This is a genomic window from Inquilinus ginsengisoli (assembly GCF_050434925.1).
Lineage (GTDB): Bacteria > Pseudomonadota > Alphaproteobacteria > DSM-16000 > Inquilinaceae > Inquilinus > Inquilinus ginsengisoli_B.
Map to the genome: position 1 here is coordinate 797345 of NZ_JBNDJK010000001.1, position 24600 is coordinate 821944.

Sequence of the window (24600 nt, forward strand, 5' to 3'; positions counted from 1 at the left end):
GCTTGAACTAGGCCGCGGCGGCGCTCAGTACAGCCCGCCGGTGCCGGTCGTGGCGTCGGGCACGCTGTCGCCGAAGCCGGTGCCGCCCTCGTCGGTGGTGCCGCCGCTGCCGCCGTCGAGCCGGTCGAGGGCATAGCCGGTGCCGGGCTCGGTGCCGGGACGGAACGCCTCCCAGATCGTGTCGCCGCCGCTGCCATAGGCGGGCTGGCCGCTCAGCCGGTCGATCTTGACCAGGTTGACCCCGGGCGGGATGCGGAAGGGCGGCACGTCCTTGCTCTGCAGCGCCGCGGACATGAAGTCGCGGAAGATCGGCAGCGCCGCGGTCGACCCCCATTCGCGGGCGCCCAGCGTCTTCGGCTCGTCGAAGCCGACATAGATCGCCACCACCAGGTCGGGCGAGAAGCCGACGAACCAGGCGTCCTTGGCGTCGTTGGTGGTGCCGGTCTTGCCGGCCAGGGTGAAGCCCAGCTTGTTCAGCGCCGAGGCGGTGCCGCGCTGGACCACACCCTGCAGGATCGAGGTCATCTGGTAGGCCGAGACCGGGTCGGCGATCTGCTCGCGCGTGTCCGGGATCACCGGCGTCGCCTGATCGGCCCAGGGCTGGCCGCAGCTGTCGCAGGGCCGCTCGTCGTGCCGGTAGATGGTGCGGCCGGTGCGGTCCTGGATCCGGTCGATGAAGGTCGGCAGCACCTTCTTGCCGCCATTGGCGATCTGGGCGAAGCCGGTCGCCATCTGCAGCGGCGTGGTGGCGCCGGCGCCGAGCGCCATCGAGTACAGCAGCGGCATGTCCTTGTAGACGCCGAAGCGCTCCGCCGTTTCCTTGACCTTGTCGAGGCCGACCGCCTGGATCAGCCGGACCGTCATCAGGTTGCGCGACCGTTCGACGCCGACGCGCAGCGGCATCGGGCCGAGGAACCGGTGGTCGTCATTCTCCGGCGTCCAGTCCGTGGTGCCGACATCGATGGTGATCGGGGCGTCGTCGATGATGGTCGTCGGGGTGTAGCCGGCCTCCAGCGCCGTCAGATAGACGAAGGGCTTGAAGGTCGAGCCCGGCTGCCGCACCGCCTGGGTGCCGCGGTCGAACTCGCTCATCGCATAGTCGTAGCCGCCGCTGATCGCCAGCACCCGGCCGGTGTTGGGGTCGAGCGCGACCAGCGCGCCCTGCGCGTCGGGGATCTGGCGCAGGCCGAATTCCTGCGGCACCGCCTTGTCGTCCGGCACCGGGCCGGTCGGTTCGACCAGGATGACGTCGCCCTTGGCCAGCACGTCGGCCGGCCGCTTCGGATCGGCGCCGACGGTCTGGTTCGGCCGCCAGGGCCGGGCCCATTTCATCTCGGCGAAGGGGATGGTGCCGCGGCTCTTGTCCGAGAAGCCGATGTCGGCGGCCTTGGCGTCGACCTCCAGCACCACCGCCATCTGCCAGTCGCCGGCGCCGGCCGGCCGCTCGACCGCGGCGAGCTGCCCGGCCCAGTCGTCGAAGCCCTCGATCTTCTTCAGCGGGCCGCGCCAGCCATGCCGCTGGTCATAGCTGCGCAGGCCGTTGCGCAGCGACTGGTCGGCCACATCCTGCAGATGCGGGTCCAGCGAGGTGCGCACCGACAGGCCGCCCTGGTAGAGCGCATCGTTGCCGTAGAGGCGCTGCAGCTCGCGCCGCACCTCCTCGGCGAAGTAGTTGGCGCTGACGAACTCGATCTGCCGCCGGTCCTTCGTCACCAGCGGCTCGGCCCGGGCGGCGTCGGCCTGCTCCCTGGTGATCGCCCCGTCCTCGAGCAGCCGGCCGATGACGTAGTTGCGGCGGTTGACGGCCGCATCCATCCGGGTCTTCGGGTCGTAGCTGCTGGGTGCCTTCGGCAGTCCGGCCAGGAAGGCGGTCTCGGAGACCGTCAGATCCTTCAGCGGCTTATTGAAATAGGCCAGCGACGCCGCCGCCACGCCATAGGCGCCGCGGCCGAGATAGATCTGGTTCAGGTACAGCTCGAGGATCTGCTGCTTGGTGAAGGCGCTTTCGATGCGCAGCGCCAGCAGCACCTCGCGGATCTTGCGGCTGATCGCCCGGTCGGGCGTCAGGAAGAAGTTGCGCGCCACCTGCTGGGTGATGGTCGACGCGCCCTCGACCCGCCGGCCTGAGGCATAGTTCTGGACCGCGGCTAGGCCGGCCCGGGCGATGCCCTGCAGGTCGATGCCCGGATGGTCGTAGAACCGCTGGTCCTCGGCGGAGACGAAGGCCTGCGCCACCAGGGGCGGGATCGCCCCGAACGGCACGAACAACCGGTTCTGGTTGGCATATTCCGCCATCAGCCGGCCGTCGCCCGCGTGCAGGCGGGTGGTGATCGGCGGCGCGTATTCGGCCAGCTGCGCCGTGTCCGGCAGGTCGCGGCCGAAATAGCTCGCGGCCGCGAAGACCCCGACCGCCGCGATGACGAGCAGGAGGATGAGGGAGGACAGGAGCCAGCCGATCAGGCGCATCGAACCATGGGGGCAGTGGACGGGCGGCGGCGGCCGCCCCGGAATGGCGGGGTCGGCCCGGCAGGCCGGCCTCGTCGCAGAAGCGGATAGGCCGCGATTGTGTTCCGTTGATGACCACAGGCTGACGACCCGTGGGCCGGGGCGGCTTCAGTTACCATAGCGCCGGCCGCGAGTCAGGCCTTTGCGCCAGGCAAGCCCCTTACCCCTGAAATCTCCCATTGTCGAGAGTGCGGTGCCTCGGTATCGTGACGGCGCGACAGTCTGCCCGATCGGTCGATCGGATGTCCGGGTTCCCCGGGTGTCCGGGTCGATCGCGCGGCGGCGCATCGATTTCCGCCGGGAAACGTCTTTCGTCGAACGGCCGGCACGCGATGCGCGGCTGCGATGTCGGGCGACATTGAGATCAACTCGAGGCCGTGCCCCGGCGCATCCGCGCCGGACCGGTGGTCGCGGACCCTCCCGTCTGGCCTGCTGCGAAGCGCCGTTCTCGGGTGATCACGGTTCGCGCCCCCGGCGGCTTCGGCAGGACAAGGACGCGCCGCAGCCCCGTCGGTCGCGCGGGGGTGACGGCAGCGTCGCCAGGGTTTGTACATGGCTAAAAGAATGCTGGTGGACGCCACCCATGCGGAAGAAACGCGGGTGGTGGTGCTGGACGGCAATCGGCTCGAGGAATTCGATTTCGAGACCGAAGCCAAGAAGCAGCTGAAGGGTAATATCTACCTGGCCAAGGTGACGCGGGTGGAACCCTCGCTCCAGGCCGCCTTCGTGGAGTATGGCGGGAACCGGCACGGTTTCCTCGCCTTCTCGGAAATCCATCCCGACTACTACCGGATCCCGATCGCCGACCGCGAGGCCCTGCTGGCCCGCCAGGCGGCGGAGGCCGACGAGGCCGAGGCCGGCGAGGCGAAGCCGGCCGAGCCGGCGTCCCGCCGGCGCCGCGGCCGTGGTGACCGCCGCCCGGCCCGCGCCGAGGGCGCCGAGGCCGGCCCGAGCGAAGCGTTCGAGGCGAGCGACGGGGTGGCGGGCGAGGTGATCCACGCCGAGCCCATCGTCGAGGAGAGCTTCGGCGAGACCCTGTCGAGCGAGGGCGACACCGGCCCGGTCGCGCTGCTGGCCCCACCCGAATCGCCGCGGGGCGACGACCCGGCCACCGCCGAGGGCGAGAACGGCAACGGCCATGGCAATGGCCAGGACGGCGAGCAGGAGCCAGTCGAGGTGCTGGGCGGCGACGAGGCCGAGGAGGCCCGCGACCGCCGCTCGAGGCTGCCGAACTACCGCAACTACAAGATCCAGGAGGTCATCAAGCGCCGGCAGATCATGCTGGTGCAGGTGACCAAGGAGGAGCGCGGCAACAAGGGTGCGGCGCTGACCACCTACCTGTCGCTGGCCGGCCGCTACTGCGTGCTGATGCCGAACACGCCGCGCGGCGGCGGCATCAGCCGGAAGATCGCCAATCCCAAGGATCGCAAGAAGATGAAGGCGATCATGGATGACCTGGACGTGCCGGACGGCATGGCGGTCATCCTGCGGACGGCGGGGCTGGAACGGACCAAGCTGGAGATCCGGCGCGACCTCGACTACCTGCTGCGGCTGTGGGATTCGATCCGGCAGACGACGCTGCAGTCGACCGCCCCCTGCGCCATCCACGAAGAGGCGGACCTGATCAAGCGGGCGATCCGCGACCTCTATTCCAAGGACATCGAGGACGTCCAGGTCGCCGGCGAGGAAGGCTACCGCGTCGCCAAGGACTTCATGCGCATGCTCATGCCGAGCCATGCCAAGAAGGTCCAGCCGTACCTGGACCAGGACGTGCCGCTCTTCCACCGCTTCAACGTGGAAGGCCAGATCGATGCGATGCACAGCCCGGTGGTGCAGCTGCGCTCCGGCGGCTACATCGTCATCAACCCGACCGAGGCGCTGGTCTCGATCGACGTCAACTCCGGCCGGTCGACCCGCGAGCGGAACATCGAGGAGACGGCGTACAAGACCAATCTCGAGGCCGCCGACGAGGTCGCCCGCCAGCTGCGCCTGCGCGACCTGGCCGGGCTGATCGTCATCGATTTCATCGACATGGAGGACGACCGCCACAACAAGGCGGTCGAGCACCGGCTGAAGGAGGCGATGCGGCAGGACCGCGCCCGCATCCAGATCGGCCGGATCAGCGCCTTCGGCCTGCTCGAGCTGTCGCGCCAGCGGCTGCGCCCGAGCCTGATGGAGACGCATTTCGAGACCTGCGCCCATTGCGGCGGGCTGGGCATGACCCGGACCACCGGCTCGGCGGCGCTGTCCGTCCTGCGCGCGATCGAGGAGGAGGGCATCCGCAAGCGCGCCTCGGAGGTCACCGTGCATGTCGCCACCGCCATGGCGCTGTACCTGCTCAACCAGAAGCGCGACGCGCTGGCCGACATCGAGCGACGCTACGGCGTGCGGGTGATGATCGAGGCCGATGACAGCCTGATCCCGCCGGCGCACCGGATCGAGCGCACCCGCGCCCGCGGCGCCGAGCTGCCGGCCCCGGCGGCACCGGTCGACAACACCGCCCGGATCATGGCCGAGACCGACGCCGCGCTGGAGCATGAGGCCGACGAGGTCGAGGACGAGACGGAAGAGGTCGAGGAGGCCGTCGAGGCCCAGGAGCCGGCGCGCCAGCCGCAGCAGCAGCGCCCGGGACAGCCGCTGCAGCATCACGGCGGCGGCCAGCAGGCCGATGGCGAGGGCCGCGGCCGTCGCCGCCGGCGGCGGCGCGGCCGCCGGCGCGGCGAGGAGGGGCATCGCCCGGACCAGCCGGCGCAGGTCGCAGCCGATGGCAGCTTCGGCTACGACCCGCGCGACGAGGCCGAGGACGGCGTGCGCGAGGACCAGGCCGCCGAGCCGTTCACGCTCGAGGCCGCCGATGCCGCCAGCCACGCCGAACCTGTCGAGGAGGCCGCCCCGGCCGCCGTCGAGCCGGCCGAGCCGGCCGCCGCCGAAGCTGCGGCGCCCGAGACCCCGCCGGCCGAGGACGATGCCAAGCGTCGCCGCGGCCGCCGCGGCGGCCGCCGCAAGAAGACGGACGAGGAGGCCGAACCGTTCGTGCTCGAGGCCGCCGACGCCGCCAGCCATGCCGAGCCCGAAGCCGAGACGGCGCCGGAGACGGTTGCGGCCGCGGAGGCCGTGATCGCCCCCGAGCCCGCCCCGGCGGAAGCGGCCCCAGCGGAAGCTGCGGCGCCAGTCGAGGAGGCGCCGAAGCCGAAGCGCCGTGCCCCGCGCAAGAAGAAGGCCGAGGTGGTGGCGGAGGCTGCGGCCGAGCCGGTTGCCGAGGCCGCGGTGCCCGCTCCGGCGGCGGAGCCGGAGGCGGCGGCGCTGAACGGCGCGGTGCCCGAGCCGGCGCCCGTCGCTGCCGAGCCCGCCCCGGCGCCCGAGCCCGAGGCCCAGCCCGAGAACCTCGCGGTCGAGGCCAATCAGGTGGTGAACCAGCCGCCCGAGGCCCCGAAGCGCGGCTGGTGGCGTCGCGGCGCCTGACCCGGCCGGCAGTCGGATCAGAAAGCCCGCCCGGGAAACCGGGCGGGCTTTTTGCTGGCTTCTGCGAGCGGCCCTGCCGAACGCCACGCCGTTATTGCGACCCCGGCCCTGAGCCGGGGAAGCAATCCGGAAGCCATACGCATCGGCCCCTGGACTGCTTCGTCAGCTTCGCCTCCTCGCAATGAACAATATTGACGATATATTTTTGTAGATTTTTTATTATTGACATAGCGCCTCGTATGTTCGAGGGTCGGCACCGGTCTTCGGGCCCGCGGGATTTTGACGGAAGCAGCTTGCGCCGCGTCACCAAACGCTAAAGCGCCACGACATGAGTTCGTGGTTCCGGCAGTTTGATGCTGAGGAGCCGACCGATGGTTTCGACCCTGTCCCGACCGATCCTCTCCGCCGCCATGCCGCGCGTCGGCATGTGTCGCGCCTGTCGCTGTTGCTGATCGCGGGCCTGCCCGCCGCACCCGACCGCACGACCAGTTGCAGCGCGCCCCCGAACGGGCGCGTCCCCGAGAGGATCCCTTCCATGGCTGACGCCTTCATCATCGTCGCCGGTGGCCTGACCGCCGGCATCGTCACGCGCGAGCCGCGCGGCTTCCGCTTCTACGCATCCGACGCGGCCTTCACCCCGCTGGAGGGGCGCCTGTTCCGCACCACCCGCGCGGCCGGCCGGGCGGCGCATGCGGCGCTGACCACGATCGCCCGCCGCCAGCACCGGCCGGATCAGGCCCGGGCCTGATCCGCAGCGCGGAGCCGCCCATATCCATACCGACCCAAGACGTGCAGGAGCCCATCATGTCCCTTTCCCCGCTGACGCGCGGCCTGATCGGCCTGGCGCTCGGCCTCGCCCTCGGCGCCGCCACCGCCGGCAGCGCCCTCGCCGCCAGCATCAAGCTCGGTGTCATGGGCGGCAGCGAGGAGGAGATCGCCGAGGTCGCCAAGCAGGTGGCGGCCAAGAAAGGCCTCGAGGTCGAGCTGATCACCTTCTCCGACTACGCCATCCCGAACGAGGCGCTGGAGCATGGCGAGCTGGATGCCAACGCCTTCCAGCACCAGCCCTATCTGGACGCGCAGATCGCCGCCCGCGGCTATCACATCGTCCCGATCGGCTTCACCATCGTCGAGCCGATCGGCCTGTACTCGAAGAAGGTCGACAAGATCGACAAGCTGCCCGACGGCGCGAAGATCGGCATCCCGAACGATCCCAGCAACGGCGGCCGGGCGCTGAACCTGCTGGCCGCCAACGGTCTGATCAAGCTGGCCGACGGCAAGGGCCTGAACCCGTCGCTGCTCGACGTCGCCGCGAACCCGCACAACTTCCAGTTCTCCGAACTGGACGCGGCGCAGCTGCCGCATGCCCTGCCGGATCTCGACGGCGCGATCATCAACACCAACTACGCGCTGGAGGCCGGGCTGGACCCGCGCAAGGACGCGCTGATCGCCGAGAGCCGGACCAACAACCCCTACGGCAACTTCGTCGCCGCCCGCGCCACCGACAAGGACCGGGCCGACCTGAAGACCCTGGTCGAGGCCTACCAGTCGCCCGAGGTGGCGAAGTTCCTGGAGACCCGGTTCAAGGGCGCGATCCTGCCGGCTTGGTAAGCCTGTTGCCGCAGGCCGGGGCTGCGGCCCCGGCCGTTGCGGAAGCGGACCAATTCTGGTAGACGACCGCGCTTGCGTGAGCATTCACTCACGCCGTACCGACGCCGGCACCCCTGGAGGCCGGCGTCTTCACTTGGGAGAGAGCCAATGGCCGAAACCATCAAGATCACGGCCGAGGCGCGCGACCGGGCCGGTAAGGGGGCAGCACGGGCAGCGCGTCGGGCCGGGATGATTCCTGGCGTCATCTACGGCGACAACAAGCCGCCGGTGCTGTTCAACGTCAACGCCCAGTCGCTGCTGAAGATCCTGCGCGACCCGGCGGCGCTGACGCACCTCTACGACATCGAGATCGGCAGCGAGAAGCACCACGTGCTGGCGCGCGACATCGCGCTGGACCCGGTGAGCGACAAGGCGATCCATCTCGACTTCCTGCGCGTCAGCGACAAGACCACCGTCCATGCCGACGTGCCGGTGCATTTCGAGAACGAGGCCGCGTCGCCCGGCATCAAGCGCGGCGGCGTGCTGAACGTCGTGCGCCACGATGTCGAGCTGATCTGCCGCGCCGAGTCGATCCCCGAATTCGTCTCGGTCGACCTGACCGGTGCCGACATCGGCGATTCGCTGCGCATGAGCGCGGTCAAGCTGCCGGAGGGCGTCCGCCCGGCCGTGCAGGACCGCGACTTCGTGATCGCCACCGTCGCGGCGCCGTCGGCCGTCCGCGCCGAGGCCGCCGAGGCTGCGGCCGCTGCGGTGACCGGCGAGGCCCCGGCCGCCGCCGAGGAGCCGAAGGCCTGATCAAGGCCCTGCGGGCTGGGAGAGTGCGATGCTGCTGTTCGTCGGCCTCGGCAATCCCGGCTCGCAATATGCGTATCACCGGCACAATGTCGGGTTCATGGCGCTCGACGACATCGTCGAGCGCCATTCCTTTTCGCCCTGGAGGCTGAAGTTCCAGGGCCGGCTGGCGGAAGGCCGGCTCGGCCCCGAGCGCGTGCTGGCGCTGGAGCCCACCACCTACATGAACGAGAGCGGCCGGTCGGTCGGCGAGGCGATGCGCTTCTACAAGCTCACGCCCGACGACGTCGTCGTATTCCACGACGAGCTCGACCTTGCGCCCGGCAAGGTCCGGGTCAAGAAGGGCGGCGGCACCGCCGGCCACAATGGCTTGCGCTCGCTCGACGCCCATATCGGGCCGGAATTCTGGCGCGTCCGCATCGGCATCGGCCATCCCGGCCACAAGGACCGGGTGCATGGCTGGGTGCTGGGCGACTTCGCCAAGGCCGACGAGGCCTGGCTCGACCCGCTGCTCGAGGCGATCGCCGGGGCGGCGCCGCTGCTGGCCGAGAAGGCAGCCGGGAAGTTCATGACCCAGATCGCCCAGACCACCCAGGCGGCGTGATCCGAGGCCGACAGCGTAAGAGGACTATACCTACTTCGTCGGCGTGCTTCGGTCGGTCCCGTCGCGCGCGACGTATTCGACACCAGGCGCCGCTGTGGGCTTTGGCGACACCGACGATGCGGGTTGCGGCCGTTTCGGGTTGCGCGAGCCGTGAGCGGGCTTGTCGCTCATTCGTCGCCCTCGAGTCGCTTGCCCCTGAGCTTTGTCTCGTCCACCCAAGGGAAATGCGGGCCGATGATGACGTACTCGACGCTTGGCGGAGCCACTTCCTTCGGCGGCGGCTTTCTCGCCACCTCGCGCTCGTGGCTCTGCTTTGCAGTCTGTGCCATCTCACCTCCGAGTCCGTCCCCCGAGAGGCCCTCGTTAACTTCGAGTCGCCAAGCCTCCCATTCGGCAAATTCGATCATCCTTGCCTCGATCGGGTGGTGACCGTAGGAGGCCGGCCGCACCGCATCGAGAATCTTGAGGATACAGAGAGACGAGAACGTCAGGAAAACGACCAAGAGTGCGAGCGGGACGATGATCCAGTAGTCAACCGGAATTTGGCCGTACGCCTCCTTCTGCAGCGTCAGCAGCACACCGCCGAGACCGAGCACCGTGAGCGAAATCGAGATCGTTCTGGCGGCGTCCTCCTCGGATCCGGCCTCCTTCGTCCACGATTCGATGAAATGCTTCTCCAGCACCTCTTTGCCGAGCATGACCGTCCCCTCGCTGGCGATCGGCAAATATCAGATCGATTTCCTGCTTGTTGGTCCATGGCTTGCGGTGTGGCATTGACGGCATCGCCATCTCGGCCACAAGAACCGGATGCCGGGCGACTTCGCCGCGGCCGCTGAGCCCGGCAGACCGCGTGATCCGACGCCTGACCGTGGCAGTCACATTGACCTTTGCTGCGCCGCACGACGACCCCCTTGATCCGATCGTTCCGGGGGCGCATCGTGTGTCCACGTGGTCGGCATAGCCGGTAACGCGTATTGGCCAGCCGCAACGCCCTTGCGGCGACCTCCGCCAGAATGGCAACCCGGCATCGTCGGGTGAGCCTGCGGACAAGAGAGCAAAACGAGGAGCCGCCGCCGTGCGGCTCCTCTACTGTCCGGGCCCTGGAGTCAGTCCCAGATCGGCGGGATCGGCGTCTGCGCGACCAGCGAGTTGGCCGGCTCCACGCATTGGAAGCCGATGTAGTTCCATTGCCGGTCGGAGGCCAGCGCCATGCGGCCGAACTGGCCGCAATAGCGATCGGCGGTGGGCTGGGCCCCCGCGGCGGCGCCCTCGTTGAAGGTCTGGACCACGACGAAGTTCTTCGGCACTGGCTGCGGCACGCAGGCAGCGGCCAGAAGCGCGGCGGACACGAGCAGGATCGATCGCATCGGTGGAACTCTCCATCGGGTCGCGCTGAAGGGCAACCGCTTCGGACGGAAGCGAACCCGATCACGATCACAAAATTTCCGCCGATAACCAATTGGCTTTTTCGAGAGCTGCATCGTGCCCGCCCGTGCACCGGCCTATCCGGCCACGGCCAACCGCCGATAGGACAGAGCTTCGGCGATCTGGGCCCGGCCGATGGCCTCGGCACCGGTCAGGTCGGCCAGGGTGCGGGCGACGCGCAGCACCCGGTGATAGCCGCGGGCGGACAGGCGCAGCCGCTCCGTCGCCTGGGTCAGCAGGGTGGCGCCGGCCGAATCGGGCGCCGCCACCCGGCCCAGCACCGAGCCGTCGGCCTCGGCGTTGGTGGTGATGCCATCGCCGGCATAGCGCGCGGCCTGGATCTCCCGCGCCGCCGCGACCCGGGCCGCCACCTCGGCCGTGCCTTCGGCCGGCGGTGGCAGCGACAGGTCTGCGGCCGAGACCGCCGGCACGTCGACATGCAGGTCGATTCGGTCCAGCAGCGGCCCGGACAGGCGCGACTGGTAGTCCTGGCCGCAGCGCGGCGCCCGGCCGCAGCCCAGCGCCGGGTCGCCGAGATGGCCGCAGCGGCAGGGATTCATCGCCGCCGCCAGCAGCACCCGGGACGGGTAGGTGACATGCGAGTTGGCCCGGGCGATCACCGCCCGGCCGCTCTCCATCGGCTGGCGCAGCGATTCGAGCGTGGCGCGGGCGAATTCCGGCAGCTCGTCCAGGAACAGCACGCCGCGATGGGCCAGCGAGATCTCGCCCGGCCGGACCCGCAGCCCACCGCCGACCAGGGCCGGCAGCGAGGCGGAATGGTGTGGGTCGCGGAACGGCCGGCGGCGCATCAGCCGCCCGCCCTCCAGCAGGCCGGCGACCGAATGGATCATCGACACTTCCAGCGCTTCGGCCGGCGACAGCGGCGGCAGCAGCCCGGGCAGCCGCGCCGCCAGCATCGACTTGCCGGAGCCGGGCGGACCGATCATCAAGAGGTTGTGATTCCCGGCGGCCGCGATCTCCAGCGCCCGCTTCGCCGTCTCCTGCCCCTTGACGTCGCGCAGGTCGAGGCCGGGCCCGTCCGCCGCGGCCAGCAGCGGCTGCGGCTGAGCCAGCACCTGGGTGCCCTTGAAGTGGTTGATCAGGGCCAGCAGCGTCGGCGCCGCCAGCACGTCGATCCGGCCCTCGGCATCGGCGGCCCAGGCGGCCTCCGGCCCCGAGGCAGCCGGGCAGATCAGACCGAGTCCGCGCTCCGCCGCGCCCAGCGCCGCCGGCAGCACTCCGGCGACCGGGGTCAGCGCCCCGTCCAGCGCCAACTCGCCCAGCGCCATGTACTGCCCGACCTCGTGCACCGGCAGCACATCGAGCGCGGTGAGCAGCCCAAGCGCGATCGGCAGGTCGTAATGGCTGCCCTCCTTCAGCATGTCGGCCGGCGCCAGATTGACGGTGATGCGCTTCGGCGGCAGGGCCAGGCCCAGGGCGTGCAGCGCCGCCCGCACCCGCTCCCGGCTTTCCGCCACCGCCTTGTCCGGCAGGCCGACCAGGGTGATGCCGGAAAAGCCGCCGGAGACCTGCACCTGCACATCGACCGGCGCCGTCTCGATCCCCTGGAACGCGACCGTAGCGATCCGGGCGACCATCTAGGCACGGTCCGCAAGGTGTGGAAGCAGCGGCGAGAGCATATCTAAAATTGTTTTCTATAGATGAAACACAACTTATATTCAGTCCGCGGCGGGACGCTTGTCAATCGCTCTTCCCGCCCATCAAAGCGCAGCGAAGCGGTCTTGCTGCCGCGTCGGTCCTTGGCAATCATGCGGCATGGGTGATCCGAACGATTCCGCCGCACCGATGGCCGGCCCTCTGCCGCTATCACGTCTGATCGACGCGGTGTATGGCCGGCTGTTCGGCAATCTCGGTGCCTTCCTCAAGGTCGCCCTGACCTGGACCTTGATCACCGTGATCCTGGTCGTCGCCCTGGTCGCCCTGGCGCCGGAGGCCTGGGATGGGCCGGCTGGAAGCCTTGCCATGGCCGTCGTAGGCGCCGGCATCGCTATCGGCTGGCACCGCTTCGTGCTGCGTGAGGAGCGCCGCGCCTTCTCCCGCCCGAACACGCTCGCGCGATATGTGCTGCTGGCTGCCGTCGCCGTGATGCCCGGTGCCGCGATCGTGCTGATGGGCACACCCGCCATCGCCGCCCTGCTGCACGGGCTGGGCGACCGGGCCGGCGCCACGGTGATGACGGCCGTCATCATCCTCCTGGCCGTCGCCGGCACCGCCGTCACCTTCCGGCTTTCCCTCATCCTGCCGGCCGTGGCGATCGGCGACCGCTCGATGACCTTCCGGCGGAGCTGGGCAGCGACGCGGGGCAACGTGGCCCGGATCTTCGTCGGCTGCGTTGCGGTCCAGATTCCGCCCTGGCTGGGCATCGGCCTGCTGACCTGGCTGCTGGAGCGGTGGCAGGGCTTGCCGTCCTCCGCCGGGCCCGACGCCGGCGACGTGGTCCTCGCCGGCGTCGGGGCGGTGCTCTGGCTGCTGCTCTCAGCCCTCGCCACAGCCCTGTTCGCCGGCTTCCTGTCGGAACTCTATCTCCGGCTGTACCTGGATCCGGAGGAGCCGGCGCCCGTTTCCTGAGCTGGCCAGCCACCCGGCTTGACCAGGATTGGTCAGAGCCCCATCTTAGCTTGACCAACTTCGGTCAAGCCCAATGAAGCAGATCAACATCTACGCGGCGAAGACCCAGCTCTCGCAGATCGTCGATCGGGTCAGCAAGGGCGAGAGCTTCATCATCGCCAAGTCGGGCACGCCGCTGGCCAAGCTGGTGCCGTTGGACGACGGCAAGCCGGCCAAGATCCGGTTCGGCCTGATGAAGGGCGAGATCCATATCGAGCCCGATTTCGATGCGCCGCTGCCCGATGCCGTCCTCGACGCATTCGAGGGCGGCTCCTCGACGTGAGGCTGCTGCTCGACACCAACATCCTGATCTGGGTGATGGACGACGATCCGATGCTGTCGCCCACGGCGCGTCGGACGATCGAACAGGCGACAGCCGTGTTCGTCAGTCCAGTCTCGATCTGGGAAATCAGCATCAAGGCGGCTCTCGGCAAGCTGCGCCTCGACATGACCAAGTTCATGCCGCGGTTGGCGGAGGCCGGGTTCGAGCCGCTGGCCGTAAGCTGGGATCACGCCCGGGCCGTGCACGACCTGCCGCACCATCACCGCGACCCGTTCGACCGGATGCTGGTCGCCCAGGCGGTCAGTGAACCGCTGCACCTGCTGACGCATGACGGGATGCTGGCGCGCTACAGCGACCTCGTGACCGTCGTCTGACCGCCGAGCCCCGGACCTCAGTTGCTGGCCTTGGCGATGCGCCAGATCGTGCGGCCCTCGTCGTCGGAGACCAGGATCGACCCGTCCGGCAGCACCGCGATCCCGGCCGGGCGGCCCCAGACCTGGGCGGCGCCGTCGCCGCGATTGACCCGGAAGCCGGTCGCCAGCGCATCGTAGCCGCCCGCGGGCTTGCCGTCCCGGAACGGCACACGGACCACCATGTAGCCGATCGGGTCGGCGCGGTTCCACGAGCCGTGCAGCGTCACCAGCGCATCGCCGCGCCAGTCGGGGAACATCGAGCCGTCGTAGAAGACCAGGTCGAGCGGCGCCGAATGCGATTCGAACAGCAGGTCCGGCACGATCGCTGCCTTCACCAGGTCGGGTTTCTTGTCCGCCAGGTCGGGCTGCGGATTCTGGCCGAGATAGGCGTAGGGCCAGCCGTAGAAGCCGTCCTCCTGCACCGCCGTCAGATAGTCCGGCACCAGCCCGTTGCCCAGGCCGTCGCGCTCGTTCACCACGGTGTAGATCCGGCCGGTGCCCGGCTGCAGCGCCAGCCCGACCGGGTTGCGCAGGCCCGAGGCAAAGGTGCGGCCGCCCGAGCCGTCCGGGGCGAAGACCTGGATGGTGGCGCGCGGCGCCGGCTCCTCGGCGATGTTGCTGCGGCTGCCGATGGCGACGAAGAAGCGGTCCGACGCCGGGTCCCAGATCACGTTGCGGCTGTGATGGCCGTTGCCGCCGTCGAAGGCGCCGTCCGGCGTGATCCGCTGCGGCTTGGCCTGCGCCCTGGCGTCACCCGGCGCATAGGGCACCCGCCACAGCCCGTCGAGATCGGCGACATAGAGCGCGTCGCGGCGCAGCGCCATGCCGTAGGGCTGGTCCAGCCCGGTCAGGAACGGCATCGCCCGGGCCCGCGCCGGCGGGTTGGGCGCGACCAGCCGGCTGATCCGGCCGGCTGAGGGCTCCGACACCAGGATCGACCGGTCCGGCAGCACCAGCATCTCGCGCGGGCCGGAGAGGCCGGCGGCGAACAGCGTCGCGGTCATGCCCTTCGGCACCTGCGGCCGCATCGCATCGGTGCGGGCGACGGTCTCGGATTGGTTGGCCACGGCGTCGGTGGCGTAGGGCTTGGGCAGTGCGTCCGGCCGGATCTCGAACCTGGTCCCGGGCGCGGCATCCTGGGCCGCGGCGGGCGGGGCGGTGAACGGGCTGGCGACGAGCAGGGACAGGGCGAGCAGGGCTGGGGCCGGGCTTCGCATCGGCGTCTCCTCCGCATCTTTGGTGAAGATGTGGGGCCCGGAAAGCCGGCGGAAAGGGTCACGATGGGAAATTTGTCCGACAAGGACCCGGACCGCTTCGCCCGGCCGCGAAACAAATGGCCGGCTGCGGCGTTGCTGAGGGGCGACTATCCGCCCGGGCTCCGGCTCCGGGCCCTGAATCGGAGATTTTTGCGATGACCCGCCGCCTGACCCTGATCCCCTGCGCGCTCGCCCTCGCCGCGCTGGCCGCCTGCGGCGACGACACCCCGAACCCGACCGCGCGGACCGAAGCCATCGCCAGCAAGACCGTCGGCTATCGCTGCGCCGACGGCACCAACCTGTCCGCCGGCTTCACCGGCGACGCGCTGGTGCTGGCCGACGGCGGCAACACGGTGACGCTGCAGCGCGCGATCTCCGGCAGCGGTGCGCGCTACACCAACCCCTACGGCGCCGAGTTCTGGGACAAGGGCGGCCAGGCGACCTACAGCCGCATCGCCGGCGCCCAGAGCACCAGCTGCACGGCGGGATAGGGTCAAAGCCGGTCGCGAAATTCGCGACCGGCCGTCAGACGTTGAAGCGGAAGTGGAAGATGTCGCCGTCGCGGACGATGTAGTCCTTGCCTTCCTGCCGCATCTTGCCGGCGTCCTTGGCGCCCTGCTCGCCACCGAGCGCGACGAAGCTCTCGTAGTCGATGGTCTCGGCCTTGATGAAGCCGCGCTGGATGTCGCTGTGGATCTCGGCCGCGGCTTCCGGCGCGGCGGCGCCGGCCCGCACGGTCCAGGCCCGCGCCTCCTTCGGCCCGACGGTGAAGAAGGTGAGCAGGCCGAGCAGCTTGTAGCCGGCGCGGATCACCTTGTTCAGCCCCGGCTCCTCGAGCCCGATCGAGGCCAGGAACTCCTGCTTCTCCCCGGCCGAGAGCTGCGCCAGCTCGGCCTCGATCGCGGCCGAGATCACCACCGCCTCGGCCCCTTGCGCCTTGGCCATCGCCTCGACCCGGGCCGAATGGGCGTTGCCGGTCGCGGCCTCCTCCTCGGAGACGTTGCAGACATAGAGCACGGGCTTGGAGGTCAGCAGCGCCAGGCGCCGGAACGGCTCGCGCTCATCCGCTGACAATTCCACGGTGCGGGCCGGCTTGCCCTCGCGCAGCACCGCCAGCGCCCGCTCCATCAGGTCGATCTCGGCCTTGGCGTCCTTGTCGCCGCCCTTGGCACGCTTGGCCGCCGACTGCACCCGCCGCTCCAGCCCCTCCATGTCGGCCAGCATCAGCTCGGTGTCGACGATCTCGGCATCGCGCACCGGGTCGACCGACCCCTCGACATGGGTGACCTCGCCCTCGAAGCAGCGCAGCACGTGCAGCACGGCGTCGGTCTCGCGGATATTGGCCAGGAACTGGTTGCCCAGCCCTTCGCCCTTCGACGCGCCGCGCACCAGCCCGGCGATGTCGACGAACTCCAGCTGGGTGGCGACGACCTTGGCCGAGGCCGCGATCGCCGCCAGCTTGTCCAGCCGCGGATCGGGCACGCCGACCCGGCCGGTGTTCGGCTCGATCGTACAGAACGGATAGTTCGCCGCCTCCGCCGCCTGGGTGGAGGTCAGCGCGTTGAACAGCGTCGACTTGCCGACATTGGGCAGGCCGACGATGCCGCAATTGAATCCCATGGGTTCTCGTCCGGATCTTCGAATCGGCGCTCGCTCTAGCACGGATGCCGGGCCGAGGGGAGTCATGGCCGGGCTGTCCCGCACTTGACGTCGGCTTGGCGAGGATGGCACCTGGAGGGAGATTGTCCTGACGAGCTGCCGGTCCTTTCCGTCCGGGCGAGTGAGCCGGACCCTTGCCGACCAAGCCGAAACCCGCCTCCCGCAGTGCCTTGACGTCCCCCGGAGACCGTCCCATGACCCTGACCCTGCCCCGAGTCATCGGCCATCGCGGTGCCGCGGCCCATGCGCCGGAGAACACCCTGGCCTCGTTCCGCAAGGCCGCTGCGCTGGGCGTCGAGATGGTCGAGTTCGACGTCAAGCTGACCCGCAACCGGGTGCCGGTGGTGATCCATGACGACACGCTGGACCGCACCACCGACGGCAGCGGCCCGCTCGCCAATTCCGACTTCGCGGCGGTGCGGATGCTGGATGCCGGCCGGAAATTCGCGCCCGAGTTCCGCGGCGAGCGGGTGCCGACCCTGGATGAGGTGCTGACCCTGGCGCTGGAGCTGGGCCTGGCGGTCAACATCGAGATCAAGCCTTGCCCGGGCCGCGAGGTCGAGACCGCCGAGGTGGCGCTGGCCGCGGCGCAGAAGCTGTGGCCGACCGACCGGCCGAAGCCGCTGGTCTCCAGCTTCGCCATCGAGAGCCTGCTCAAGGCCCGCGAGATCGCGCCCGACTGGCCGCGCGGCTACCTGATCTGGGAACGGCCGGCGGTCTGGGCTGCCAATGCCGACGCCATCGGCGCCGCCAGCATCAACATCAGCCACGAGAAGGAAACGGCAGAGACCATCGCCGAATACCGCGCCACCGGCCGGCCGGTGCTGGCCTATACGGTGAACGACGCGGAGCGGGCCAAGGCGCTGTTCGACATGGGCGTCGCCGGCGTTTTCTCCGACGCGCCCGATCGCATCCTCGCCCTCTGATCGCCGCTTTTGCCGCCGATACGGGGCGCGAGCTTCGGAAGAGATTGGCCGCGTGCAGGGTTTCATCGACCAGACGATCGCCACGATCGGCGCCAATGCCGGCTGGGCCGGGCCGATCATCCTGCTCTTCGCCTTCGGTGAATCCTTCGCCGTCCTGAGCCTGTTGCTGCCGGCCACGGCGATCCTGGTCGCCGCCGGCACGCTGATCCAGTCCGGCACGCTGAGCCCGTGGGACGTCATTCCTTGGGCGATCGGCGGTGCCGTCCTGGGCGACGCCGCCTCCTACTGGATCGGGGTGTGGCTGGAGCACCGGGTGGAGCGGATCTGGCCCTTCACCCGCCACCCGCAGCTGCTGCGCACCGGCCGCGACTTCTTCCACCGCTGGGGCGGCATCAGCGTCTTCATCGGCCGCTTCCTCGGCCCGGTCCGCGCCGTGATCCCGCTGGTCGCCGGCATGATGGGGATGCGACACATCCCGTTCCAGATCGCCAATGTCGCCTCGGCGATCGTCTGGGCGCCGGTCTGGGTCGGGCTCGGCTGGTTCGCCGGCGAGGCCCTGGGCCGCATCTTCGGGATTGAAGATGCGGCGCCGCTGCTGCTCATAATCGTGGCCGTCGCGACGCTGGTCGGCGCCGCGGCGGCCTTCCGCCTGCTGACGCGCAAGAGCAAGAGTTCGCATGAGGATCGCCCGGACCGTTCCTAGCCTGATCATCGCCGCCGCGATGGCCTTCGCCGCCGCGCCCGGATCGGCGCGGGCGGACGGTCTGGACGACTTCTTCAGCGGCATCCGCCGCCAGTTCGAGGAGCCGGCCCGGCCGAGCCGGTCGCAGAGCTGCGCCCAGACCGAGGCCGAGGCGCATGTGCTGGCGACCACGGCGGAGAGCGATCTGGGCCGGGTGCGGGCGCGGATCGACCGGATCGAGCGCGACGCCGGCGCCGGCACCGCCCGCGATTCGATCGACCAGGCGACCCAGGTCGCAAGCCAGGCCCAGGGCCTGTCGGCCAAGCTGCGCCGGGCCCAGGCGGCCTATCGCACCATCATCGGCCAATGCGGCCGCCCCGACCTGCAGAGCGAAAGGCTGGGCAGCCTGGCCCGCCGGCTGGACGCCGAGGCGCGACGGTCGAACCGCCTGGCCGACCGCATCGCCTCGACCCCCACCGGCGCCCTGCCCGGTGGCCCGCAGGCCTGCCCGGCGCTGGTCGACGACGCCCAGTCGGTGCAGGCCGATACCACCGCCGTGCTCGACCGCATCGGCAAGCGCCTGAGCGAATTGGAGGGCGCCGACCCGCTGGCCGCCCGCACCGGCGCCCTGGCCGTCGCCGACGACATCGCCGAGCAGCGCCAGCGCGTCGACACCATCGACGCGCGCGCCGCCACCCAGGGCCCCGACTGCGCCGAGGCCGCGGCGATCCGCGACCGCGCCGCCGGCGACCGCCAGTCGCTGCAGGCACTGCAGAACCAGGCCGACCTCCTGATCGGCCCGCCGGCGCCGGACGGCGCAGAGCCGGCGCTGACCACGGCGCAGCGCCGCAAGGTGCAGGAGCGCCTCACGGCGTTGGGCCACTACCGCAGCCCGGTCGACGGCCGGTTCGGCGACGGCACCCGACGGGCAATCGCGCTCTACCAGCGCGCCGGCGGTGCCGCCGCCACCGGCCGGCTGACCCAGGCCCAGGCCGATGCGCTGCTGGCCGACCCGGCGACGGCGCCGCCGCGGCCGCTGGTCCAGCCGGCGCCCTTGTCCGGCTCCGGGCAGACGCCTTCGGCCTTGCCCGAGACTGCCGCGGCGCCGGACGCGCCCGCTCCGGCGGAGGCGGCACCGTCCACTGCCGCACCGGAGGCTCAGGTGGCCCAGGCCGCTCCGGATGCCGCGCCGCAGCCCGATGCACCGCCTGCGACCGAGCCGCCGGCCGCGGCGCCACCCACCCCGCCCCCGCCGGCAGAATCACCCGCCACGACGACAGCCTCCGACCCGGCGGCAACGGCCGCGACCCCCGCTCCGGCCGCCGACGCGCCTCCTGCAGCCTCGCCACCGCCGGCCGGGGAGGCACAGCCCGCGCCGGCCGACCCGATCGCTCCGACTCAGCCCGCCGCACCGCCGGCCGATGCGACGATGGTGCCCTCGGCCCGGGTCGCCGCCCGGCTGATCGAGGCGCTGCGAAGTTGGCCGCAGCCGCCGGTGGTGACCGCGACGCCCGCGCCGGACGCGGCGCCGACGGCCCCGGATCCTTTCGCCGAGCTCTATGCCCGGCTGCGCGGCCATGCCGCCAATGGCGAGATGCCGGCGGTGCAGGCCGGCCGCTACGAGCTGGTCGGCATGGCGCTGCTCGAGCACGGCGCCGAATCGACCCAGATGCTCGATGCCGACCTGCTGCTGGTGCAGGCCGCCCAGGCCCTCAACGCCCGTGACGAGGCCCGCCGCGGCCTGGCTGCGGCGGCGCCCCTGATCGGCCGGCTGGGCAGCGGCGAGAGCCGGCGGTCGCGGCAGTCGCTGGAAGCGGCGACGGCCTGGCTGGGGCTGCGCATCGTCGCCGCGGACCTGCTGGAGGCGATCGAGGCGGCGAAGACCGAGCCGCTGGACGGCACCACCGCCGACCGCATGTCGGAGCGGCTGGACCAGATCGAGCAGGTCATGGCCCAGGCCCAGGACGGCGTCGACGAGCTGGCAGCCCAGGCCCTGTTCCTGCGCGCCGCCGTGCTGGCCTCGGCCGGGCGGATGCCGGACGATGCCGAGCTGAGGGCCGAGATCGACCGCCTGCTGAAGTAAGGCTGCGCCGGCCCCCTCACCGCGAATTCATCTCCGGGCCAGCCTCGTGCAAGGGCGCCCCGCCTAGCCTCGGGCCCTGCGGACGGGCGCTTGCGCCGGTCTCGGGCTTCGGCCCTTTGCCGGCGCCGAACGGGGACAGCCGGCTGCCCGGCCCTCAGCGAGGCCGGCGGCCGAGGAGGATGGATGAAAGCGCGGATCCTGACGGGGGTCGCCGCGGCGGCCCTGCTCTGCGGCATCGTTCCGGCCCGGGCGGATGATGATCCGCCGGCCCGGGTCGGGCGGCTGGCCGATGTCTCCGGCGCGGTGTCGCTGCGCCCCGACCCGGCCCAGCCCTGGGCCGTGGCCGCCCGCAACCAGCCGGTGACATCCGGCATGTCGCTCTGGACCGAGCCGCAGGCCCGGGCGGCGCTGGAGATCGGCCCGGCCGAGCTGCATCTCGGCGACCAGGCCGAGCTGGACATCCAGCGGCTCGACGACAGAGCCTTCGCCGCCCAGCTGGGCCAGGGCTCGGTCAACATCGACATCGCCGACCTGCAGGCGGGCGAGACCTGGACGGTCGACACCCCGCGCGGGACGGTCACGCTGGACCGACCGGGCGAATACCGCATCGACGCCGGCACCACCCAGGACCCGACCCAGGTGGTGGTGTTCTCCGGCGAGGCGCAGATCGCCGGCGGGCCGGACGGGCCGGTCGACATCCAGGGCGGCGAGACCGGCGTGGCCAGCGGCAGCGATCCGTTCGGCTATACCCTGGCGCAATCGGCCGACCACAGCCCGCTCGACGACTGGGCCGACGGCCGGATCCGGGCGGCGTCCGCCACGCCGCGCTACGTCTCGCGCGCCATGACCGGCTATCAGGATCTGGACGCCGCCGGCACCTGGCATGAGACCCCGACCTACGGCACCGTCTGGTACCCGACCGACGTGCCGGCCGACTGGGTGCCGTACCGCTACGGCCGCTGGGACCATGACGACCGCTGGGGCTGGACCTGGGTCGACGACCAGCCCTGGGGCTTCGCCCCCTTCCACTATGGCCGCTGGGCCCGTGTCGACGACCGCTGGGGCTGGGTGCCCGGCCCGGTCGAGGCGCATCCGGTCTATGCCCCGGCCCTGGTCAGCTTCTTCGCCGGCGCCGCGGTCGGCGCCGCCATCACAGCGGCGGCCGACAGCCACCCGATCGGCTGGTACCCGCTGGGCCCGGGCGAGCCCTACCGCCCGCCCTACCGGGTCAGCGACGCCTATGTCCGGAATGTGAACGTCACCAACATCCGGAACGTCGAGATCAACCGGATCAACAACACCGTCACCAACATCCACAACGGCCCGACCACGATCGTCGAGGACGGCGCCAACCGCCGCTTCGCCACGGTGGTGCCGGCGCAGGTCCTGGCCGGGTGCCAGCCGGTGGCGCATGCCGCGCTGCCGGTGGCGGCGGACCAGCTGGACCATGCCCGGCTGACTCCGGTCGCGGCCCTGCCCCATCCGGAGGCCCCGGCCGCCGGGCAACCGCCGGCGCCGCATCCGGCACTCGCCCGCGGGCCGGACGGAAGGCTGCCGCTGGCCGCCGCCGACCCGAACCGGCCGCATCCGCCGGCGCCGAGCCAGCCGGCCAAGCCGATCGACCGCGTCGCCGCGGCACCGGCCGGGCAGGGCCATGCCCCGCTGCCTGCCCCAGGCCAGCACGGCACGGCTACCCCGGCCCAGGCCGCCGGGCAGCCCCCGGTGGCGCCGACCGCCAAGCCGCCCGTTACCGGCGCCGCCCAGGCCCAGCCGGCGCACCCGCCGCTGCCCGACCGCAACCAGCACGGCTCCCAGGCGCCGAGCGGCCCGGCCGCGGCCCAGCCCGGCCATCCGCCGCTGCCGGAGCGCGATCAACGGCCCGGGAGCGCGCCGGCCGCGCAGCCGCTGGCCGGGCACCCGCAGCCGCAGCCCCAGGCCGCGGCGCACCCGCCGGCGGCGCCGCAGCGTCCGGCGATCGCCCGGCCTCCGATGCCGCCGCCGCACAATGCCGCCGCGCCGCACCCGGCGCCGCGCGTAGTCCCGCCACAGGCCCATGCCCAGCCGCAGCACCGGCCCCCGCCTTCACCGGCCCGGCGTCCGCTGCCGCCACCGGACAAACGGCAGCAGCAGGACCAGAACTGACCTCGCGGACCCTCGCGCACCCTCACCGCCGGTTATGACATCCCGAAGCCGCGGTCCTGGCCTGACCCCGGATTCCCGCTACACTCGCGGCGATCGTTGGTGAGGAGCCCGCATCGTGGATATCAGGCGTCCCTATCTGCTGTTCCTGGGGGATGCCCCCGACCAGCTCGCCGCCAAGACCGCCTATGGCGTGGCGCAGTGGCGCCGCGAGGTCTGCGTCGGCCAGCTGCGGCTCGACGGCTGCCGCGCCACCTGCGGCTTGCCCGACCTGACGCTGGAGGAAGCGGCGGCCAAGGGCGCGCAGACGCTGATCATCGGCGTCGCCAACCGCGGCGGCCGGGTCTCCGAGGCCTGGCAGGGCACCATCCTGCGGGCGCTGGAGCTGGGCATGGACATCGCCTCCGGCCTGCACAACCGCATCGCCGACCTGCCGGCGGTGGCGCAGCGGGCCAAGGCGCTGGGCCGCAGCCTGTTCGACGTGCGCCACCCGGACCGCGATTTCGACGTCGCCACCGGCATGCCGCGCCGCGGCCGGCGCCTGCTGACCGTCGGCACCGACTGCTCGGTCGGCAAGATGTTCACCTCGCTGGCGCTGGAGCGGGAGATGAAGGCCCGCGGCCTGAAGGCCGATTTCCGCGCCACCGGCCAGACCGGCATCCTGATCGCCGGCGGCGGCGTCTCGGTCGACGCCGTGGTCGCCGACTTCATCTCCGGCGCCACCGAATGGCTGTCCCCGGAGGCCGAGACCGACCATTGGGACCTGATCGAGGGCCAGGGATCGCTGTTCCACGCCTCCTATGCCGGCGTCTCGCTGGGCCTGCTGCACGGCGCCCAGGCCGAGGCGCTGGTGATGTGCCATGAGCCCGGGCGGCCGCATATGCGCGGCCTGCCGCACTTCCCCCTCCCCGACCTGGCTGATTGCATCGCCCTGAACGAGCACTGCGCCCGGCTGACCAACCCCGACGCCAAGGTGATCGGGCTGGCCTTCAACACCTCGGCGCTGGACCCGCAGGCGGCGGAGCGGGCGCTGAAGGAGGCCGAGGACCGTTTCGGCCTGCCGGCGGTCGACCCGGTGCGCACCGGCGTCGCCGCCATCGTCGACCGGTTGCCCGCGCCGGTGCACGCGTGACCGGCCGCCGCCTTTCGGTGCGCGAGGCGGTGTGGCCGATCCGCGGCGTCTTCACCATCTCGCGCGGCAGCCGCACCGAGGCGCGGACGCTGATCGCCGAGATCGTCGCCGGCGGCGCGGTCGGCCGCGGCGAGTGCACGCCTTATGCCCGCTACGGCGAGAGCCTGAAGAGCGTGGCGGCGCAGATCGAGAGCGTGGTCCAGGCGATCGCCGACGGCGCCGACCGGCCCGGGCTGGAGGCGCTGCTGCCGCCCGGTGCGGCGCGCAACGCGGTCGACTGCGCCCTGTGGGACCTGGAGGCCAAGCTGGCCGGGGTGCCGGCCTGGGCGGTTGCCGGAATCCCGGAACCCGGCCCGGTCACCACCGTCTACACGCTGAGCCTGGACACGGTGGAAAAGATGGGCGAGGCGGCGCGGCAATCGGCGCACCGGCCGCTGCTGAAGCTGAAGCTGACCGGCGACGGCGACCTGGAGCGGGTGCAGGCGGTGCGGGCGAACGCGCCGGCCAGCCGGCTGGTGGTCGATGCCAACGAGGCCTGGTCGATCGGCCATCTCGAGCGCTTCGGCCCGGCCTTCGCCGCGCTCGGCGTCGAGGTGATCGAGCAGCCGCTGAAGGCGTCGGAGGACGACGCGCTGCTGGGCTTCCGGAGCCCGATCCCGCTCTGCGCCGACGAGAGCTGCCACGACACCGCCAGCCTGGATCGCTGCGCCGGCAAATACGCCATGGTGAACATCAAGCTGGACAAGGCCGGCGGCCTGACCGAGGCGCTGCGGCTGCGTGCCGCAGCCCGCGAGCGCGGCTTCGCCGTGATGGTCGGCTGCATGGTCGCCTCCTCCCTCGCCATGGCGCCGGCCACCCTGGTGGCCCAGGGGGCGGAGCTGGTGGATCTCGACGGACCGTTGCTGCTGGCCCAGGACCACGATCCTGCCCTGCGCTATGACGGCGCCACGGTGTACCCGCCGGAACCGTCGCTGTGGGGTTGAGAAGGGGCTGGTGGCAA

Annotated in this window: 21 protein-coding genes; 15 read left to right on the plus strand and 6 right to left on the minus strand. The window is 71.3% G+C overall.

Annotated features, from left to right (window positions below):
* Positions 1–24: 24 nt before the first annotated feature.
* On the minus strand, positions 25–2466 hold the full coding sequence (locus QFZ27_RS03955; protein WP_429224788.1) for a penicillin-binding protein 1A: 2442 nt from the start codon (positions 2464–2466) through the stop codon (positions 25–27).
* 591 nt (positions 2467–3057) lie between these two features.
* On the opposite strand from QFZ27_RS03955, the gene QFZ27_RS03960 reads away from it, so the two are divergent.
* The 5 genes from QFZ27_RS03960 (at position 3058) to pth (ending at position 8974) form a co-directional block, all read left to right on the plus strand.
* The gene (locus tag QFZ27_RS03960) at positions 3058–5967 is read left to right on the plus strand and encodes an Rne/Rng family ribonuclease (protein WP_429224789.1); all 2910 of its coding nucleotides are present in this window, start codon (positions 3058–3060) and stop codon (positions 5965–5967) included.
* Positions 5968–6502: 535 nt separating this feature from the next.
* Positions 6503–6715, plus strand: coding sequence for a hypothetical protein (locus QFZ27_RS03965; protein WP_138885686.1), 213 nt, complete (start codon positions 6503–6505; stop codon positions 6713–6715).
* Positions 6716–6771: 56 nt separating this feature from the next.
* Positions 6772–7578: a MetQ/NlpA family ABC transporter substrate-binding protein gene (locus QFZ27_RS03970; RefSeq protein WP_429224790.1), complete on the plus strand. Its 807-nt coding sequence runs from the start codon at positions 6772–6774 to the stop codon at positions 7576–7578.
* Positions 7579–7725: 147 nt separating this feature from the next.
* Positions 7726–8373 carry a 50S ribosomal protein L25/general stress protein Ctc gene (locus tag QFZ27_RS03975; protein WP_429224791.1) on the plus strand — a complete coding sequence of 216 codons (648 nt, stop codon included), beginning with the start codon at positions 7726–7728 and terminating at the stop codon, positions 8371–8373.
* Positions 8374–8401: 28 nt separating this feature from the next.
* Entirely contained in the window at positions 8402–8974 is a 573-nt protein-coding gene (gene pth, locus QFZ27_RS03980; RefSeq protein ID WP_429224792.1) for an aminoacyl-tRNA hydrolase, read from the plus strand.
* Positions 8975–9141: 167 nt separating this feature from the next.
* On the opposite strand, the gene QFZ27_RS03985 is transcribed toward pth, so the two are convergent.
* The 3 genes from QFZ27_RS03985 to QFZ27_RS03995 all read right to left on the minus strand — a co-directional run bounded on the left by QFZ27_RS03985 (position 9142) and on the right by QFZ27_RS03995 (position 11997).
* Positions 9142–9672 carry a hypothetical protein gene (locus tag QFZ27_RS03985; protein WP_429224793.1) on the minus strand — a complete coding sequence of 177 codons (531 nt, stop codon included), beginning with the start codon at positions 9670–9672 and terminating at the stop codon, positions 9142–9144.
* 408 nt (positions 9673–10080) lie between these two features.
* Positions 10081–10341, minus strand: coding sequence for a hypothetical protein (locus QFZ27_RS03990; RefSeq protein ID WP_429224794.1), 261 nt, complete (start codon positions 10339–10341; stop codon positions 10081–10083).
* A 135-nt stretch (positions 10342–10476) separates the two neighbouring features.
* The gene (locus QFZ27_RS03995; protein WP_429224795.1) at positions 10477–11997 is read right to left on the minus strand and encodes a YifB family Mg chelatase-like AAA ATPase; all 1521 of its coding nucleotides are present in this window, start codon (positions 11995–11997) and stop codon (positions 10477–10479) included.
* A 208-nt stretch (positions 11998–12205) separates the two neighbouring features.
* Between QFZ27_RS03995 and QFZ27_RS04000 the strand changes: the two genes are divergently transcribed.
* The 3 genes from QFZ27_RS04000 (at position 12206) to QFZ27_RS04010 (ending at position 13684) form a co-directional block, all read left to right on the plus strand.
* Positions 12206–12988, plus strand: a complete 783-nt coding sequence (locus QFZ27_RS04000) for a DUF7847 domain-containing protein (protein WP_429224796.1) — start codon at positions 12206–12208, stop codon at positions 12986–12988.
* A gap of 73 nt (positions 12989–13061) precedes the next feature.
* Positions 13062–13310 (plus strand): type II toxin-antitoxin system Phd/YefM family antitoxin, encoded by a 249-nt coding sequence (locus tag QFZ27_RS04005; RefSeq protein ID WP_429224797.1) that lies wholly within the window; start codon positions 13062–13064, stop codon positions 13308–13310.
* Positions 13307–13684 (plus strand): type II toxin-antitoxin system VapC family toxin, encoded by a 378-nt coding sequence (locus QFZ27_RS04010; RefSeq protein WP_429224798.1) that lies wholly within the window; start codon positions 13307–13309, stop codon positions 13682–13684. Before QFZ27_RS04005 ends, QFZ27_RS04010 begins: the two co-directional genes overlap by 4 nt.
* Before the next feature lie 17 nt (positions 13685–13701).
* Here QFZ27_RS04010 and QFZ27_RS04015 read toward each other — a convergent pair whose 3' ends face one another.
* Entirely contained in the window at positions 13702–14940 is a 1239-nt protein-coding gene (locus QFZ27_RS04015; protein ID WP_429224799.1) for a PQQ-dependent sugar dehydrogenase, read from the minus strand.
* 194 nt (positions 14941–15134) lie between these two features.
* On the opposite strand from QFZ27_RS04015, the gene QFZ27_RS04020 reads away from it, so the two are divergent.
* Positions 15135–15470: an MliC family protein gene (locus tag QFZ27_RS04020; protein ID WP_429224800.1), complete on the plus strand. Its 336-nt coding sequence runs from the start codon at positions 15135–15137 to the stop codon at positions 15468–15470.
* A gap of 34 nt (positions 15471–15504) precedes the next feature.
* Here QFZ27_RS04020 and ychF read toward each other — a convergent pair whose 3' ends face one another.
* Positions 15505–16599, minus strand: coding sequence for a redox-regulated ATPase YchF (ychF, locus tag QFZ27_RS04025; RefSeq protein ID WP_429224801.1), 1095 nt, complete (start codon positions 16597–16599; stop codon positions 15505–15507).
* Between the two features lie 233 nt (positions 16600–16832).
* Between ychF and ugpQ the strand changes: the two genes are divergently transcribed.
* The 6 genes from ugpQ (at position 16833) to dgcA (ending at position 24583) form a co-directional block, all read left to right on the plus strand.
* Positions 16833–17564, plus strand: a complete 732-nt coding sequence (gene ugpQ, locus QFZ27_RS04030; RefSeq protein ID WP_429224802.1) for a glycerophosphodiester phosphodiesterase — start codon at positions 16833–16835, stop codon at positions 17562–17564.
* Positions 17565–17616: 52 nt separating this feature from the next.
* Complete coding sequence (locus QFZ27_RS04035; protein ID WP_429224803.1) at positions 17617–18267, plus strand: DedA family protein; 651 nt, start codon at positions 17617–17619, stop codon at positions 18265–18267.
* On the plus strand, positions 18242–20329 hold the full coding sequence (locus QFZ27_RS04040) for a peptidoglycan-binding domain-containing protein (protein ID WP_429224804.1): 2088 nt from the start codon (positions 18242–18244) through the stop codon (positions 20327–20329). The genes QFZ27_RS04035 and QFZ27_RS04040 overlap by 26 nt, the downstream gene beginning before the upstream one ends.
* Positions 20330–20512: 183 nt before the next feature.
* Positions 20513–22471 carry a DUF6600 domain-containing protein gene (locus QFZ27_RS04045; RefSeq protein WP_429224805.1) on the plus strand — a complete coding sequence of 653 codons (1959 nt, stop codon included), beginning with the start codon at positions 20513–20515 and terminating at the stop codon, positions 22469–22471.
* Between the two features lie 115 nt (positions 22472–22586).
* Positions 22587–23600, plus strand: coding sequence for an N-acetyltransferase DgcN (gene dgcN, locus QFZ27_RS04050; RefSeq protein WP_429224806.1), 1014 nt, complete (start codon positions 22587–22589; stop codon positions 23598–23600).
* Entirely contained in the window at positions 23597–24583 is a 987-nt protein-coding gene (dgcA, locus tag QFZ27_RS04055; RefSeq protein ID WP_429224807.1) for an N-acetyl-D-Glu racemase DgcA, read from the plus strand. Before dgcN ends, dgcA begins: the two co-directional genes overlap by 4 nt.
* Positions 24584–24600 lie beyond the last annotated feature (17 nt).